11 protein-coding genes are annotated in these 15,951 nt (G+C 71.9%); 4 read left to right on the top strand and 7 right to left on the bottom strand.

Features of this window, described 5'->3' with window-relative positions; translation table 11 throughout:
* Positions 1-216 (top strand): hypothetical protein (locus B207_RS41750; protein ID WP_230205159.1); only part of this gene is annotated, 216 nt, incomplete at its 5' end.
* A gap of 788 nt (positions 217-1,004) precedes the next feature.
* On the opposite strand, the gene B207_RS0121800 is transcribed toward B207_RS41750, so the two are convergent.
* The 3 genes from B207_RS0121800 to B207_RS0121790 form a co-directional block, all read right to left on the bottom strand.
* Positions 1,005-1,556: a PadR family transcriptional regulator gene (locus B207_RS0121800; protein WP_026311307.1), complete on the bottom strand. Its 552-nt coding sequence runs from the start codon at positions 1,554-1,556 to the stop codon at positions 1,005-1,007.
* A 171-nt stretch (positions 1,557-1,727) separates the two neighbouring features.
* Positions 1,728-2,690 carry an electron transfer flavoprotein subunit alpha/FixB family protein gene (locus B207_RS0121795; protein WP_018638718.1) on the bottom strand — a complete coding sequence of 321 codons (963 nt, stop codon included), beginning with the start codon at positions 2,688-2,690 and terminating at the stop codon, positions 1,728-1,730.
* 12 nt (positions 2,691-2,702) lie between these two features.
* Positions 2,703-3,488, bottom strand: a complete 786-nt coding sequence (locus tag B207_RS0121790; protein ID WP_018638717.1) for an electron transfer flavoprotein subunit beta/FixA family protein — start codon at positions 3,486-3,488, stop codon at positions 2,703-2,705.
* Positions 3,489-3,975: 487 nt separating this feature from the next.
* On the opposite strand from B207_RS0121790, the gene B207_RS0121785 reads away from it, so the two are divergent.
* Both B207_RS0121785 and B207_RS0121780 read left to right on the top strand, forming a co-directional pair.
* Complete coding sequence (locus B207_RS0121785) at positions 3,976-5,520, top strand: tetratricopeptide repeat protein (protein WP_084692257.1); 1,545 nt, start codon at positions 3,976-3,978, stop codon at positions 5,518-5,520.
* A 401-nt stretch (positions 5,521-5,921) separates the two neighbouring features.
* Positions 5,922-6,866: an endonuclease/exonuclease/phosphatase family protein gene (locus tag B207_RS0121780; protein WP_026311306.1), complete on the top strand. Its 945-nt coding sequence runs from the start codon at positions 5,922-5,924 to the stop codon at positions 6,864-6,866.
* Between the two features lie 97 nt (positions 6,867-6,963).
* Here the strand turns inward: B207_RS0121780 and B207_RS0121775 are convergent, their stop codons facing one another.
* Positions 6,964-7,740, bottom strand: coding sequence for an enoyl-CoA hydratase/isomerase family protein (locus B207_RS0121775; protein WP_018638714.1), 777 nt, complete (start codon positions 7,738-7,740; stop codon positions 6,964-6,966).
* A 231-nt stretch (positions 7,741-7,971) separates the two neighbouring features.
* Here B207_RS0121775 and glgX point away from each other — a divergent pair, with 231 nt between their 5' ends.
* Positions 7,972-10,164 (top strand): glycogen debranching protein GlgX, encoded by a 2,193-nt coding sequence (gene glgX, locus B207_RS34850; RefSeq protein WP_018638713.1) that lies wholly within the window; start codon positions 7,972-7,974, stop codon positions 10,162-10,164.
* Between the two features lie 19 nt (positions 10,165-10,183).
* Here glgX and glgP read toward each other — a convergent pair whose 3' ends face one another.
* The 3 genes from glgP to B207_RS0121755 all read right to left on the bottom strand — a co-directional run bounded on the left by glgP (position 10,184) and on the right by B207_RS0121755 (position 15,867).
* Positions 10,184-12,745, bottom strand: a complete 2,562-nt coding sequence (glgP, locus tag B207_RS0121765) for an alpha-glucan family phosphorylase (RefSeq protein ID WP_018638712.1) — start codon at positions 12,743-12,745, stop codon at positions 10,184-10,186.
* Between the two features lie 100 nt (positions 12,746-12,845).
* On the bottom strand, positions 12,846-14,882 hold the full coding sequence (gene acs / locus B207_RS0121760; RefSeq protein WP_154675531.1) for an acetate--CoA ligase: 2,037 nt from the start codon (positions 14,880-14,882) through the stop codon (positions 12,846-12,848).
* Positions 14,883-15,069: 187 nt separating this feature from the next.
* Positions 15,070-15,867 (bottom strand): HAD family hydrolase, encoded by a 798-nt coding sequence (locus B207_RS0121755; protein WP_035741675.1) that lies wholly within the window; start codon positions 15,865-15,867, stop codon positions 15,070-15,072.
* Positions 15,868-15,951: the final 84 nt, after the last annotated feature.

The raw sequence follows: 15,951 nt of genomic DNA, 5'->3' as shown, positions 1-15,951 counted from the left end.
ACGCCGCCAGCGTTCGTCCTGAGCCAGGATCAAACTCTCCATCAATGCTTGAAAGAGATGGCCGGGCCGCCAAGCCCAACCAATCCTGGCAAGACAGATCCTCGTAAGATCGTCTATCATTGCCAAAGGAATTTCCCTACCATCACCAGAACAAACAAGCCCTGGCCATGGACGGGGGTTAAAAAATATGGCACTGACTATTCGGTACGCTGTTGAGTTCTCAAGGAGCAGATGCTTCCGGTTCCCGCCCTTCGGCGTTCCCCGGAGCTTCTTTAAGTTACCTGGTGTTTCCCGCCGGTGTCAAACCGCTGTTTCTGCGATTCTTCCTTCGGCTTTTGCCTCATCCGTTTCGGCCTTTCGGCCCCGGCTGTGGCGACTCGGTTAAGTTACCGAGCTTTTCGGCTGGTGTCAAATCGCTGTTTTCTGCGATTCATTCCTGTGCCGGGGTGCCTCATCCGTTTCGGCCTTTCGGCCCCGGCTGTGGCGACTCGGTCAAGTTACCGAGCTTTTCGGGTTTGTGTCAAATCACTCCGGCGTTTGCCGGTGACTGCCACTTTCCTAACCTTACCGCACTGTCTGGGAGCCACTTGCCTCGGGGGGTCTGTGCCCCCTCGGAGGATCCTGGGCCCGCGGACGTCGAGGCCGTTAAGCCCCGGTTGCTGCGGTGAGACGGAACTATACACGACCGATCCGGGGGGTGGACGCGCCCCCACCTGACATGCATTCGTGGCCTGGCGCAGGCCCGTTGTGCGACGCTCTCGCCCGGTCCGTCGGGGAGCCGGACGAGGACAATCCATCCCCGGCTCGCGGGCCCCGCTCGGGTCGGGGCGTTTCCGTCGGCGACCGTGCGGTCGTCCCGAGACCCCCGTACGGCGGCAGAGCGGCCCGGGCTGAACAAAGCGGACAGCAACGAGGAAGTTCGCAGCCGTGGAAGTACTCGGCCGCGAAGGGCCCGGCCGCGAAGAGCGTCCGAGGCGGGTGGAGCGCCGCGGAGTCGACGCGGATCACAGCGGCCGGCGTCGGTCGCCCGTCAGCTCCGTCCGGTCCGCGGCCCAGCGGGCCCAGGCCGCAAGTGCCTCGTAGAGCCGCGCGCCGCCTTCGATCGCGATGCGCTGCGATCTCTGCTGTGGGGTGTCGGTGCCCTCGGCCCGGTCCGCGGCATCCGCGTATGCCCGGTACCGGCCGGCAGCGGCGGCGAAGAAGTCGGCTTCGCGCATCAGATGGTCGTTGAGGTCCGCTGGCTCCATCAGCCAGAAGAAGAAGGAGCGGAGGAGGGACTGGAGCCGGGTGGTGTGGTCCACCTCGGACGAGTCCCGCAACCAGCGCCTGATCTCCGTCAGGCCCGACTCGGTGATGCGGTAGGCCTTTCGGCCGCGCGGACCCTCGCTGTCGATCTCGATCAGGCCGTCGCTGGCGAGGCGGCTCAGTTCGCCGTAGATCTGTGGGTGACCGGCGGGCCACACCGCCCCGAGTACCTGCTCGAACCGGCGGGTCAGGTCGTAGCCACTGGCCGGACCTTCGGCCAGCAGGCCCAGCAACCCGTGACGCAGTGACACGTAGACACCTTCCGCCGCAGTTTAACTACGCAGAGTAGCCGAAGGAGGCGGGGGCCTGGAACGCCGACGGCCGGGTGTGGGTCTCCTGGTTCCGAGACCCACACCCGGCCGTCATGCCGTGCGAGGTGGCCGCGGCCGGTTCCGGCGACCGGCGCCGGGACCGACGGCGGATCAGCCCGCCTTGTGCTTCTGGATCTGGTCGGTGAGCTGCGGGACGACGTTGAACAGGTCGCCGACGATGCCGTAGTCCGCGAACTCGAAGATCGGGGCCTCGGGGTCCTTGTTGACGGCCACGATGGTCTTCGAGGTCTGCATCCCGGCCCGGTGCTGGATCGCACCGGAGATGCCGACAGCGATGTAGAGCTGCGGCGACACGGTCTTGCCGGTCTGGCCGACCTGGTTCTGGTGCGGGTACCAGCCGGCGTCGGTCGCCGCACGCGACGCGCCGACAGCGGCGCCGAGCGTGTCGGCGAGCTTCTCGACCAGGGCGAAGTGCTCCGCTGCGCCGAGACCCCGCCCACCGGAGACGACGACCTGGGCCTCGGTGAGGTCCGGGCGCCCGGACTTGGCCTCCACCACCCTGTCCACGATCTTCGCGCCCTTCGCGGCGTCGGAGATCGTGATGTCGACCGGGGTCTCCGTCGGCGTCGACGGAGCGGCCTCGGGCGCGGTGGAGTTCGGGCGGACGACGACGACCGGGGTGCCCTTGGTCACCTTCGAGCTGACGATCGTCGAACCGCCGAAGATGCCCTGGGTGGCCGTGAGGTCCGCGGTGAGCGCGGTGGCGTCCCAGATCAGACCCGAGTCCGTCCGGGCCGCGGTGCGCGCCGCGATCTCGCGGGAGTCCGGCGTCGCCGCGGCGAGCACGGCGACCGGCGAGGTGTCGGCCACCAGCTTGGAGAGGACCTCGGCGGCGGGAGCGGCCACGTGGTCGGCGATGTCCTCGGACTCGACCAGGTAGACCTTGGCCGCGCCGTACTGGGCGAGGTAGTCCTTCGCCTTGGCGTAGGTGCCCGGGCCGCCCAGGAAGACCGCCGAGGGCTCGCCCAGAGTGCGGGCCAGGGTCAGCAGCTCGGCCGTGACCTTCTTCGGCTCACCGTCGGTGTGCTCGACGAGAACAAGTACTTCAGCCATCGAACAACCTTCCTAGATGAGCTTCTGGGCGGCGAGGTACGAAGCGACCTTGGCGCCGCCGTCACCCTCGTCCTTGACGATGGTGCCGCTCTGCCGCGGCGGGGCCGGCTGGGCCTCGAGGACGGTGGAGGCCGCGGCGGGCAGGCCGACCGACCCGGCGTCCAGGCCGGCATCCGCGGCCGAGAGCTTCGTCAGCGGCTTCTTCTTCGCCGCCATGATGCCCTTGAACGAGGGGTAGCGCGGCTGGTTGATCTTCTCGACCACGCCGACGACCGCGGGCAGGGACGCCTCGACAAGGGCGTACCCGTTATCCGCGAGACGCTCGACCGAGACCTTGCCGGCGCCCGGGTCGACCGTGACCTTGCGGGCCTGGGTGAGCTGCGGGAGACCGAGCCGCTCCGCGAGGAGCGCGCCCATGACGCCGCCCCGGGCGTCGGAGGCCTCCGAGGAGGTGATGACGATGTCGGGCGAGAGGGTGGAGATCACCTTCGCGAGGGCGGCGGACGTGGAGAGCGCGTCGGAACCGTGCAGCGACTCGTCGCTGAGGTGGACGGCCTTGTCCGCGCCCATCGAGAGCGCCTTGCGGATCGTCTCGACGGCCTTGTCCGGACCCATCGTGACGACCGTCACCTCGCCGCCGTGGGCTTCCTTGATCTTGAGGGCCTCTTCAACCCCGTACTCGTCCATCTCGTTCATGACGTTGTCGACGCTCTTGCGGTCGACCGTCTTGTCCGAGGCGTCGAGCTTCTTCTCCGCCCAGGTATCGGGAACCTGCTTGACGGTAACCACGATGTTCACGCCTTGGGGCCTCCGTAGCCAGCAATATCGATGTCGGTCCTCCCCGCATCGTCGCATCTGACGCGCCGACGTGCCCGATGATCGCGACCGTGACGCAAGCCGCAGTCGGGCTGCTCACCGGTGGCGAGGCCAACCTCAGGACGACATCCGCGGACATCTGCCGAACGGACGCTCAACCGTCCGTACCGTCCGTACCGCCCGAGCGGGCAGCACGCCGCCCGTCCCGGGTCTTCCACGAGGCCCGTGACACGACCCCTACCGCCTGACACCACTCGTGACCTGGGTTCGCCTGTCGGGCGCCTGGGCACGGAACACACAAGGGTCCCGGGTCCCACCATGGCCGTGCATTGTGGCCTACTACTGCACACCCCTCTTCTAAATGCGTGACCAATCGGCTACTTTCTGCCTCGCGGGGCAGTTGCGCACCTGGTAGGGCCGCTGCCGGCCACACGGACCGGACGGGGGACGCATGGTCAACGGGGGACGCATGGTCACAGACGAGTTCTCGGGCAGTGTCCGCGCCACGGGCCCACCGGGATCCCGATCGGCACCCGCACAGCTCCTGCCGCTCCCGTCGATCGCGGTGGCGCGGTCGACAGGAGCTCCAACGTCGCCGGCCCCGACGCCGTCCGCGCCACCGGCGAGAGCCCAGGCCCGCGGCGTCACCCCCGGGCTCTTCGCCCGCCTCCTCGCCGAGGCAGGCGTCTCCGACACCCGCTTCGCCCGCCAGGTCAACAACCGCGCCAAGGTGCAGCGTCGCATCGAGCTCGGCCTCGCGAGAACCACGGTCGGCCACTGGCGGCGCGGGATGAAGCCTCGCGACCCGATGGTCGCGGAACTCGCCGCCGCCGAACTCTCCGCCCTGGTCGGCTACCCGGTGCCGCCGGCCGACCTCGGCTGGCGGGGCGAGTCCTACGAACGTGATGATCTCGGCCTTGCCGTCGCCGACGTCCCGGACGACACCCTGAGGACCCTGGCCGGACTGTCGGGACGGGACATGCGGCGACGTGACGTGCTTCATGACGGTGCGGCCTTCGCCGCGGCCGCGTTCGCCGACCCCGTGCTCTCCAGTCTCACCGGCGTGATCCGCCGCATTGCCTCGGACGTCCCGGCGTCTCCGGCCGGCGGCACGATGATCCGGGATATGACAGCGACCTTCCGCCGGCTGGACGCCCGGTTCGGCAGCGGCGAGATCCGGCCTCAGGTCGTCGCCTTCCTGCACGACCGGACGCGGGCCGCGGTCGACGGTCCGGCGGACACCGACACCTTCAGCGCGCTCGCCGAGCTGGCCCAGTTCAGCGGCTGGCTCGCGCAGGACACCAGCCGGCAGGCGCTGGCCCAGCGCTACTACATCCAGGCCCTGACGCTCGCCGAGCACGCCGACGACGTGATGATGGCCGGCCGGGTCCTGTCGGCCATGAGCGACCAGGCAGCGGCGCTGGGGCACCCCCGGCACAGCCTCGCGCTCGCCCGGGCGGCCATCGACCGCGCGGCCCGGCAGTCCGCACCCCCCGTTCAGGCGATGCTGCAGGACAGGCTGGCCTGGGCACTGGCCCGCAACGGTGACGAGTCGGGATGCCTGCGCGCGCTGGCGGAGCTGGAGCGGGTGATTGCCCGCGAGCCGGGTGACGCGCCGTCCTGGGCCGGGCACTACAACCCCGGTGACGTGGCCGAGTGCCAGGGCCACTGCTTCATGCTGCTGGGCCGGGCGGTCATCGCCGAGCAGCGGCTGCTGGAGGCCCGCGACCTGCAGGGCCCGGCCCGGGCCCGCACCCGGGCCTATGCGGAGGCGGACCTCGCGCTCTCCTACCTGCGGCGGTCGCGGCCCGATCTGGACGCGGCGCTCGAGGCCGGGTACCGGGCGGTCGAGCTCGCCGGTTCGGTGTCGTCCACCCGGATCACGAACAAGCTGGCCGAACTGGACGGGGCCATGGCCGGCTTCTCGACGGTTGTCGCCGCGCGGGAGTGGCGCACACGGGCCACCGGCGTCGTGGCCCGCTCACGGGACCAGAAGGACCCCTCGGCCGTCTGACCCTGACCACCGTGCACGCTTGTCCGGTGAGCCTCGCAAAGGACGCCGGCCGGCGGTTCGCCCGCCGCGCACCGAGATCTGGCAATGGCGTGCCCGGCAGCAGCGACCCGACCAGCCGCGGCGGGGACCCGACAGGCACGGACGGCCCGCGCGGCGGAGGTGACTCGGTCGGAGGTGACTCGGTCGGAGGTGACTCGGCCGGCGGTGGCGGCGGGGGCCCACACGGCGGGGATGACCGGTCGGGTGGGAGAGGCCCGCGCGGCGGAGGTGACGGGCCAGGCGACCCAGGGGCCGTTGGAGGGGCCGGGCCCGTTCCGGCGCTGCCGCCCGTCGGGTCGTCCGGTCCGTTCGGGCGAGAGACGGACGGCGCGTGGCCGACCCACCCGGGCCGGACCCTGCTCGTGCTTGCCGCCTGGATCACGACAGCCGGTCTCGCGCTCATCGCCGCCGGGCGGCTGGTCCACCTGGACGATGCGGTCGCCTGGCCGGCATCGGCGGCGAACGCCCTCACTCCGCTGCTCTACCTGCCGGTGTACGCGGCGCTGGCGATCGGGTTCGCGCTGCGACGCGGCCGGCTCATGATCCTGTGCGTCCTGGTCGCGGCGGCGCACCTGGTCTGGACGGCACCCGAGGTGATCCCCGGCGACCCGGACGAGGCCGGGCAGGGCTCCGCCCGGCTCCGGGTGATGACCGCGAACCTGCTGTACCGCAACGCGGAGGCGGGACAGCTGGGCCAGCAGATCCGCCAGGCCAGCCCGGATGTGATCGTCCTGGTCGAGGTCTCGCCGCTGACGCTGGCGAAGGTCCGGGAGTCGGGTGCGCTGGAGGGGTACCGCTACTCCGAGGCCCGGCCGGAGGAGGGCGCGTTCGGTGCGGCGGTGTTCTCCCGCTTCCCCCTCTCGGACGCCGCGGCGCCCGAGGTCGCCGGGTCCATGTCGCTGCGGGCGACGGTGCGGGTGGACGAGCGCAGGTCGTTCGTCGTCTACGCGGTGCACACGATCTCGCCCACCTCCGGTGACTACGCCCGCCGGTGGCGCGACCAGCTCGACCAGCTGCAGGAGGAGGTCCGGGCGGCTCGGCTGCCGGTGGTGCTCGCCGGGGACTTCAACGCCACCCGGGACCACCGGCCGATGCGCCGGCTGATCTCGGCGGGCGTCCGGGACGCCCATGACGTCGTCGGCGCCGGGTGGACGCCGACCTGGAACGCCGACATGGTCATGTTCCCACCGGTACTGCGGATCGACCACGTGCTGGCCTCACCGGCGTTCGCGATCACCAGCTACCGGGTGGGCACCGAGTTCGGCAGTGACCACAGGCCCGTGACCGTCGATCTCGCCCTGCGCTGACCAAGGGGAGCTGTGGCCGAGGAGCCCCGGCCCCGGCCCCGGCCGCGCCGGGCCGGGCCGAGGACAGGGCCGAGGACAGGGCCGAGGCCGGGGACGGCTAACGCCCGACGAACTCGGCCTTGCCCGGTCCGCGCTCCAGGAACGACTCCATGCCGCGGCGCCGGTCCTCGGTGCCGAACAGGCCGGTGAACAGGGCGCTCTCCAGCCGGAGCGCTTCGGAGATGGCGAGCTCTGAGCCGTCGTCGATCGCCTGCTTCGCCGCGGCGAGTGCCACCGCCGGACCGTTGACGAACGTCCCGGCCAGGCTGAGCGCCGCCGCGTACACCTCCCCCGCGGGCACCACCCTGTCGGCGAGGCCGATCGCCTCCGCCTCGGGCGCGCGCACCTGGCGGCCGGAGAAGACGAGCTCCTTCGCCCGGCTCGGGCCGACGAGACGGGGCAGGCGCTGGGTGCCGCCGGCGCCGGGGATGACACCGAGGGTGATCTCGGGCAGGCCGACCCTGGCGTTCTCGGCGAGCACCCGGAAATCCGCGCACAGCGCGAGCTCCAGGCCGCCGCCGAGAGCGAAGCCGGTGACGGCCGCGACCACCGGCTTGGGGATCCGGGCGATGAGCTCGAAGGTCGAGGTCAGGTCGCGGACCCAGGCGGCGATGCCGGCGGTGTCCAGGCCGGCCATCTCCTTGATGTCGGCGCCGGCGGCGAAGACCTTCTCCCCGCCGTAGATGACGAGGGCGCGGATGTCGGTCCGGCTGGTGGCCTCCAGCACCGCGGCCCGCAGTTCGACGGTGAGTTCTGCGTTGAGGGCGTTCATGGGCGGGCGATCAAGCCTGACCGTCCCGACTCCGTCCGAGACCTCAAGCCGCACGACCGCCATCACAGACCTCCGCATCACCGCGAACGGGTGGGACACCCTCACCCACCAGGCAGTCCCTGGCGGGCCCTCGCCAACCCTAGACGAGCGCACGTGCACGTTCAGGAGTCCGATCCCGGGGCCCGGGGCCTCCGGCGCCGACCACCCGGCCGACCGGAAGTGATGCAGATCACCTGACGGGGCGCAAGAGTCGTTTCCGGGACCGCCGCGCGGCTGAGGGCTAGCGTCGAAGCCATGATCCGCCCCGGTTCGGCCCAGCCACTCGGCGTCCACTGGGACGGCGCCGGGGTCAACATCGCCGTCGCGGCCCCGCACGCCCAGGCCGTGGACTTCTGCCTCTTCGACGACGCGGGCGGCGGGGGTGCGGCGCCAGGGGAGACGCGCTTCCGGCTCCCCGAACGGGACGGTGACGTCTGGCACGGCTACCTGCCCGGGGTCCGACCGGGCCAGGTGTACGGGCTACGGGCCCATGGCCTGTACGCCCCGGAGCGGGGCTACCGGTACAACCCGGCCAAGCTCCTGCTGGACCCCTACGCCCGTCAGGTCACCGGCGGGTTCGTGCCCCATCCGGCCGTGCACGGATACACCTACGGCGACCCCTACGGGCTGGGCCCCGACGACCGCGACTCGGCGCCGTACGTGCCCCGGGGAGTCGTCACCGGACCGCCCGCGGGGCCCGATCCGACCCTGAACCGGCCGGCGACACCGTGGACCGACACCGTCGTGTACGAGGCGCACGTCCGCGGTCTCACCCGGCTGCATCCCGCGGTGCCCGAACCGCTGCGGGGGACCTACGCGGGCCTGGCCCACCCGGCGGTCGTCGAGCACCTGTGCCGCCTCGGAGTCACCGCCGTCGAGCTGCTGCCGGTCCACGCGCACATCTCGGAGACGACCCTGCTGGAGCAGGGGCTCACCAACTACTGGGGTTACAACACCCTGAGCTTCTTCGCCCCCCACCCGGGCTACGCGGCCACCGACGACCCGATCGCGGAGTTCCGCGCGATGGTCAGCGCGCTGCACGACGCCGGGCTGGAGGTGCTGCTCGACGTCGTCTACAACCACACGGCCGAGGGCAGCGAACGCGGGCCGACGCTGAGCCTGCGCGGCCTGGACAACCTGGCGTACTACCGCGTCGAGCCGAACGACCCGCGGCGCTACCGGGACGTGACCGGCTGCGGGAACACGGTCGACGCGACGTCCCCGCACGCGGTGCGGCTCATCTGCGACTCGCTGCGCTACTGGGTGTCCGAGATGGGGGTGGACGGGTTCCGCTTCGACCTCGCCACCGCGCTGGCCCGCGCGCCGGAGGGGTACGACCCGGCGGCGCCGCTGCTCACCGCGATCCACGCCGACCCGCACCTGAGCTCCGTGAAGCTGATCGCCGAGCCGTGGGACCTGGGCTGGGGCGGCTACCAGGTCGGCGGCTTCCCGGCGCCGTGGGCGGAGTGGAACGGCCGGTTCCGCGACACGCTGCGGGACATCTTCAGCGGCCGAACCGGCAGCGTCGCCGACCTCGGATACCGGATCACCGGCTCCTCCGACCTCTACCAGCACAGTGGCCGCCGGCCCTGGGCCTCGGTCAACTTCGTCACGGCGCACGACGGATTCCCGCTGGCCGACCTGGTCTCCTACCAGGAGAAGCACAACGAGGCGAACCTGGAGGGCAACCGGGACGGGGAGTCGGAGAACCGGTCGTCGAACCACGGTGTCGAGGGCCCCACCGAGGATCCGGAGATCCTCACCGCGCGCCGGCGGTCCCGCCGGGCGCTGGTCGCCACGCTCCTGCTCTCGGCCGGGGTCCCGATGCTGGTCGCCGGCGACGAGCTGGGACGTTCGCAGGGCGGCAACAACAACGCCTACTGCCAGGACAACGCCGTCTCGTGGCTGGCCTGGCCCGCCATCCCGGCGGCGGACGCACCGGCGGCGGACGCACCGGCGGCGGATCCGGCCGGGCCGGATCCGGCGCTGATCCCGCTGATCAGCGGGCTGAACCGGATGCGGCGGACGTTCCCGGTGCTGCGGCGGGAGCGGTTCCTCCGCGGCGGCGCGGCGACCGTGGACGCGCTGCCCGACATCACCTGGTTCCGCGCCAACGGCACGGTGATGTCGCCGGCGGACTGGAACGCGCCGCAGGTGGCGACCCTCGTCGCCCACCTCGCCGGCACCGCGATCGAGTGGACGGACCCGGCGGGCGAGCCGATCCGCGGCGAAAGCCTGCTGATCGTCATCCATCCGGACAGCGCCGACCGGCCGGTCACTCTGCCCGGGCAGCCGTGGGCCGCAGGCTACGACCTGCTGCTCGACACCGCCGAGGACGACCTTGCCGGCTTCCCGGAGACGGTCACCGCTCCCCGGCGGAGGCTGTCCGCCGGGGAGACGCTGCCGGTCCGGGGCCGCGGGGTCGTCGTTCTGCGGGCGGTTCCCTGACGGATCCTGACGGATCGGGTCAGGGGTTCGTGACCAGGCCGAGCTCGGCCGAGCTGGCCGTCAGTGGATGGCGCGGCAGGACGCGCACGGTGTACCCGAACGGGCCGGTGCGCCCCAGGGGAATGGTGCCCTCGAAGCGGTGGCCGTGGCCGCCCTCGCCCTCCCCCACCTCGCTCAGCGAAAGCGTGGCGGACGTGAGGATGCGGTCGGTCTCGTCCACCCGGCCGTAGGAGGCGATCACGTCGACGTCGGCGAGGTCGAGCCCGCCGAGGTCGACAGTCGCCCGGACGACCAGCGACTGGCCCACCTGGGGGGTGTCCCCGAGCCCCGCCGAGTCGACGTTGAGCACCCGCACACCGGACCAGGCGGCCCGCACCCGCTGCTTCCAGGCGGCGAGGTCACGGGCTCCCGCGAGGTCGTCCTCGGTCGCCCGACGCGCCGACACCCCGGCCGGGACGTAGTAGCGCTCGACGTACTCGCGAACCATCCGGGTGGCCAGCACCTGCGGGCCCAGCGTCGACAGGGTGTGCCGGACCATCGCCGTCCACCGGGGCGGGTGCGCCGACGGCTGCGCCCGGTCGTAGAAGTGCGCCGTCACCGTGTTCTCGAGCAGGTCGTACAGCGCGGCGGACTCGATGTCGTCACGGCGGTCGGGGTCCTCCACACCGTCGGCGGTCGGGATCGCCCAGCCGTTCTGGCCGTCGAACATCTCGTCCCACCAGCCGTCCCGGATGGACAGGTTGAGGCAGCCGTTGAGCGCGGCCTTCATCCCGGACGTGCCGCAGGCCTCCAGGGGGCGCAGCGGGTTGTTCAGCCAGACGTCACAGCCTGCGTAGAGGAAACGGGCCATGCCGATGTCGTAGTCGGGCAGGAAGACGATCCGGTGCCGCACCGCCGGGTTGTCGGCGAACTGCACGATCTGCTGGACGAGCAGCTTGCCGCCGTCGTCGGCCGGGTGTGCCTTGCCCGCGATGACCATCTGCACCGGACGGTCGGCGTGCAGCAGCAGGCGCTTGAGCCGCTCGGAGTCACGCAGCATCAGCGTCAGCCGCTTGTAGGACGGCACCCGGCGGGCGAAACCGATGGTGAGCACGTCCGGGTCGAAGACCGACTCCACCCAGTCGAGCTCGCCGGGGGCGGCCCCGCGCTGCAGCCAGGAGGCGCGCACCCGGCGCCGGATCTCGGCGACGAGCTGCTCCCGCAGCTCGCGGCGGGTGGCCCAGATGGCCTCCTCGGGCACCCGGTCGAACTGGGCGAAACCGGCGTCGCCGCTGAGCAGCCCCGGCCCGGTCTGGCGGTCCGCGAGCTCGACTATGGACCGGGCGACCCAGGTCGGCGCGTGCACGCCGTTGGTCACCGAGCCGATCGGCACCTCGCTGTGGTCGAACCCGGGCCACAGCGCGGCGAACATCTCCCTGCTGACGATGCCGTGCAGGCCGCTCACGCCGTTGGAGCGCTGCGCGAGACGCAGGCCCATGTGGGCCATGTTGAAGACGTTCGGGTCGGGCTCGTCGCCGAGTTCGAGCACCCGCTCGACCGGGACACCCGGCCAGCTGTTGTCGCCGCCGAAGTGCCGGGCCACCAGGTCCTTGGGGAACCGGTCGATGCCGGCGGGCACCGGGGTGTGCGTGGTGAAGAGCGTTCCGGCGCGGGCGGCCTCCAGCGCCTCGTCGAAGCTCAGCCCGGTCTCGGTGAGCTCACGGATGCGCTCCAGGCCGAGGAAGCCGGCGTGCCCCTCGTTGGTGTGGTACACCTCCGGCGCCGGGTTGCCGGTGACCGCCGCATAGGCCCGCAGCGCCCGCACCCCGCCGATGCCGAGCAGCATCTCCTGGAGCAGGCGATGGTCCGTCCCGCCGCCGTAGAGGCGGTCGGTGACGCTGCGCTCGGACGACTGGTTGTCCTCGACGTCGGAGTCGAGCAGCAGCAGCGGAACCCGCCCGACCTGGGCCTTCCAGATCTGCGCGTGCAGGGTGCGGCCCTCGGGGAGGCCGACGGCGACCTTCACCGGGGAGCCGTCGGCGTCGGTGAGCTGGGTGAGCGGCAGGCCGTGCGGGTCGATCCCGGGGTAGCGCTCCTGCTGCCACCCGTCCCGGGACAGTGACTGGACGAAGTAGCCCGCCCGGTAGAGCAGACCGACGCCGACGATCGGGACACCCAGGTCGCTCGCGGTCTTCAGGTGGTCGCCGGCCAGGATGCCCAGACCGCCCGAGTACTGCGGAAGCACCTCGGTGATGCCGAACTCGGGCGAGAAGTAGGCGATGGCGCGCGGAGCGTCCGCGATCGCCTGCTTCTGGTACCAGCGGTCGGTGGTCAGGTACTCCTGAAGGTCGTCGGCCGCGTCGGAAAGACGGCGCAGGAACTTCCGGTCCGTCGAGAGCGCCACGAGGCGATCGTGGTCGACCTCGCCGAGCAGGCGGACCGGATCTCCCTTGCAGGCCCGCCACAGCTCCGGATCGACGGACTCGAACAGGTCGAGCGTCTCCGGGTGCCACGACCAGCGGAGGTTCAGAACCAGTTCGCCCAGAGCCGCGAGCTGCTCCGGGAGCTGGGCACGGACAGTGAATCTGCGCAGCGCTCTCACGAGACGGGAAGCCTAAACAGGGCGCATGAACTCGCGACACCCGGGTTCGGCGCGTCGGTAAAGGAGGAGGAACAACTTCGCCGTAATCCGGCCGGAACGACTACTCGTCCGGAGCCGAGGCCACCTTCGCCGCCAGTGCGGACATCACACCGGGATCACGCAGGGTCGTGACGTCACCGAGCTCGCGGCCCTCCGCGACGTCCCGCAGCAACCGTCGCATGATCTTGCCGGAACGGGTCTTGGGCAGGTCGTCGGCCCAGATCACCCGGCGGGGCCGGGCCAGCTTGCCGATCCGGTGGGCCACGTGCTCGCGCAGCTGCTCGACCATGGCGTCGTCGCCGGCCTGCTTCCCGCGAAGCGTCACGAAGGCCACGATCGCCTGGCCGGTGTCCTCGTCCGCCTGCGCCACCACGGCCGCCTCGGCGACCGCCTCGTGCGAGACGATCGCCGACTCGACCTCCGCGGTCGACAACCGGTGCCCCGACACGTTGATGACGTCGTCGATCCGGCCGATGATCCAGAAGTAGCCGTCCGCGTCGAGCCGGGCCGCGTCACCGACCACGTAGGTCCGCGGGCCGAAGCGGGAGAAGTAGGTCTCGACGAAGCGCTCGTCGTCGCGGTACAGCGTGCGCAGCATCGACGGCCACGGGCTGGTGATCACCAGGATGCCGGTGCCCTCGGTCAGCGGCTCGCCGGCCTCCGACACCAGGGCCGGGGTGATCCCGGGCAGCGGCCTGGTCGCCGACCCGGGCTTGGTCGCGGTCACCCCGGGGATCGGCGAGATCATGATCGAGCCGGTCTCCGTCTGCCACCAGGTGTCGACGATCGGGCAGCGCCCGCCGCCGATCACCTGGTGGTACCACAGCCAGGCCTTCGGGTTGATCGGCTCGCCGACGGAGCCGAGCAGCCGCAACGACGAGAGGTCGTGCCGGCCCGGGTACTCGGCTCCCCACTTGATGCAGGCCCGGATCGCGGTCGGCGCGGTGTAGAAGATCGTGACCCGGTACTCGGCGATCAGCCGCCACCACACGTCGTGGTCCGGGTAGTCCGGAGCGCCCTCGTACATCACGCTGGTCACGCCGTTCGAGAGCGGCCCGTAGACGATGTAGGAGTGCCCGGTGATCCAGCCGACGTCGGCGGAGCACCAGTAGACGTCGGTCGCGGGGTCGATGTCGAAGACCGCGCGGTGGGTGTAGGTCGCGCCGAGCAGGTAGCCGCCGGTGGTGTGCAGGATGCCCTTCGGCTTCGCCGTCGACCCCGAGCTGTACAGGATGAACAGCGGGTGCTCGGCGCCGACCGGCAGCGGCGGGCAGACCGGATCCGCCGCGGCGAGCAGGTCGTGGTACCAGACGTCGCGCCCCGCGGTCATCGCCGTCTCCGCCCCGCCCACCGGGCCGGTGGAGCGGACGACCACGATGTGCTCCAGCTTCGGCAGGTCGCCGAGCTCGGCGTCCACAGCGGCCTTCACCGCCGCCGTGCGCCCCTTGCGGCGGGCTCCGTCGACGGTGATGAGCACCTTGGCGTCGGAGACCTCCATCCGCTCCCGCACCGCCGACGGGGCGAACCCGCCGAAGACCACGTTGTGCACCGCGCCGATCCGGGCGCAGGCCAGCATGGCGACCGCGACCTCGGGGATCATCGGCAGGAAGATCCCCACCACGTCGCCGGGGACCACGCCGAGCGCGCGCAGGCCGTTCGCCAGCCGCTGGGTGTCGGCGAGCAGCTCGGCGTAGGTGACAGCGCGGCGCTCGCCCTCCTCGCCGTGCCAGTGGTAGGCGACCCGCTCCCCCAGCCCGGCCGCGACATGGCGGTCGAGGCAGTTGGCGGAGACGTTGAGCTCCCCGTCGTCGAACCAGCGGTAGAACGGCGGGTTCGTGTCGTCGAGGACGCGGGTGAAGGGCTTGTCCCAGACCAGCAGCTCGCGGGCCCGCGCGGCCCAGAAGGCCAGTGGGTCGGCCGCGGCGTCGGCGGTGGCGGTCGCGTCCGCCGCGGCCGGCTGGCGCGGGACGAAACCGGCCGGCGGCTCGAAGCGCTCGACGCCCAGCAGTCGCGTCAGCTCAGCCTCCAGCTCGCCGCCCTCGGCGCCGGCGTCGGCGGCACCCTCGGCGCCGGCGTCGGCGGCACCACCTGTGTTCATGCCGGTCACGGTCACGCGTTCCTCCTGCGGCGGCGAAGGTTCCGAACGGCGGACGGTCCTGCGGCGCGGTGACCGAAGCGCATGGTCACCTACGGTTTCACCGGTGTATCACGAAGCACCGACGTCCTCCCAGAACCCGCTGGTCCGCCGACGGGACCAGCCCGGACGGGACGGGAGCGCGCGAGGACTAGGCGCCGGTCGTGGTCGCCCAGGTGTGCAGGAGGTCCAGGAGCTCCTCGGCGGCGAGCAGGCCGGTGGCGGTGGTGACCGTCAGGTGGGGTGCGTGCCAGTCCTGGTCGTGCAGCTCCCCGTGGGCCGGGCGGACGGCGAGGTCCGCGGCGGCGAGCATCGGCACGTCCAGGACGGAGTCACCCGCGGCGAGCACCCGGCCGGCCCCGGCACGGCGGGCCACCTCGGCCACCGCCGCCTGTTTGGTGAGCGCCGCCGGGACGAGGTACACCTTGCGGCCCTGCGCGGACAGCGACCAGCCCACCCCGGCCACCTCGGCGGCGACGGCGGACAGGTCGGGGATCGCCTCCCGGCTGTGGGCGACCAGGTAGACGAACAGGTCGTCGGCGGTGCGCACCAGCCGGGCCCAGCCCTCGGCGGCGAGCCGGGCGGCGAGGTCCTGCATCTGCGCCAGCGGTGCGCAGGCGCCGGCCAGCCGGGCGGCGACCTGTTCCGCCCACGCCGGGTCGGGCTCGCCGTCGACCAGCAGGTGCCCGCCGTTGGCGGCGACCGCGAACGCCGGACGCACGCCCAGGTCGATCCGCCGGTACTGGGCGAGGGTGCGGGTGGTGACGGGGACGAAGACCGCCGCCTCGTGCAGCCGGGCCAGCACGCCGAGGCCGCGGGTGGTCAGGTAGGCGGACGGGGCGCCGTCGATCAGCTCGACCACGGTGACCGCCGGCTCCGCGGCTCCCTCGGCGAGGCGGAACGACGTCCGGGAGAAGATCAGGGTCTGGTCCAGGTCGCAGGCCAGCATGACCCGCCCGCGCACCGGCGGGACGGAGCCGCCGGGCGCCGGGGACTCCGCCGGGGAGGACACCGCCGGGGAGGACACCGCCGA

Origin of the sequence: Parafrankia elaeagni (assembly GCF_000374165.1) — a bacterium.
Classification (GTDB): Bacteria; Actinomycetota; Actinomycetes; order Frankiales; family Frankiaceae; genus Parafrankia; species Parafrankia elaeagni.
Note: the sequence above shows the minus strand (reverse complement) of the source record. Positions and strands in the feature narration are given on the sequence as shown.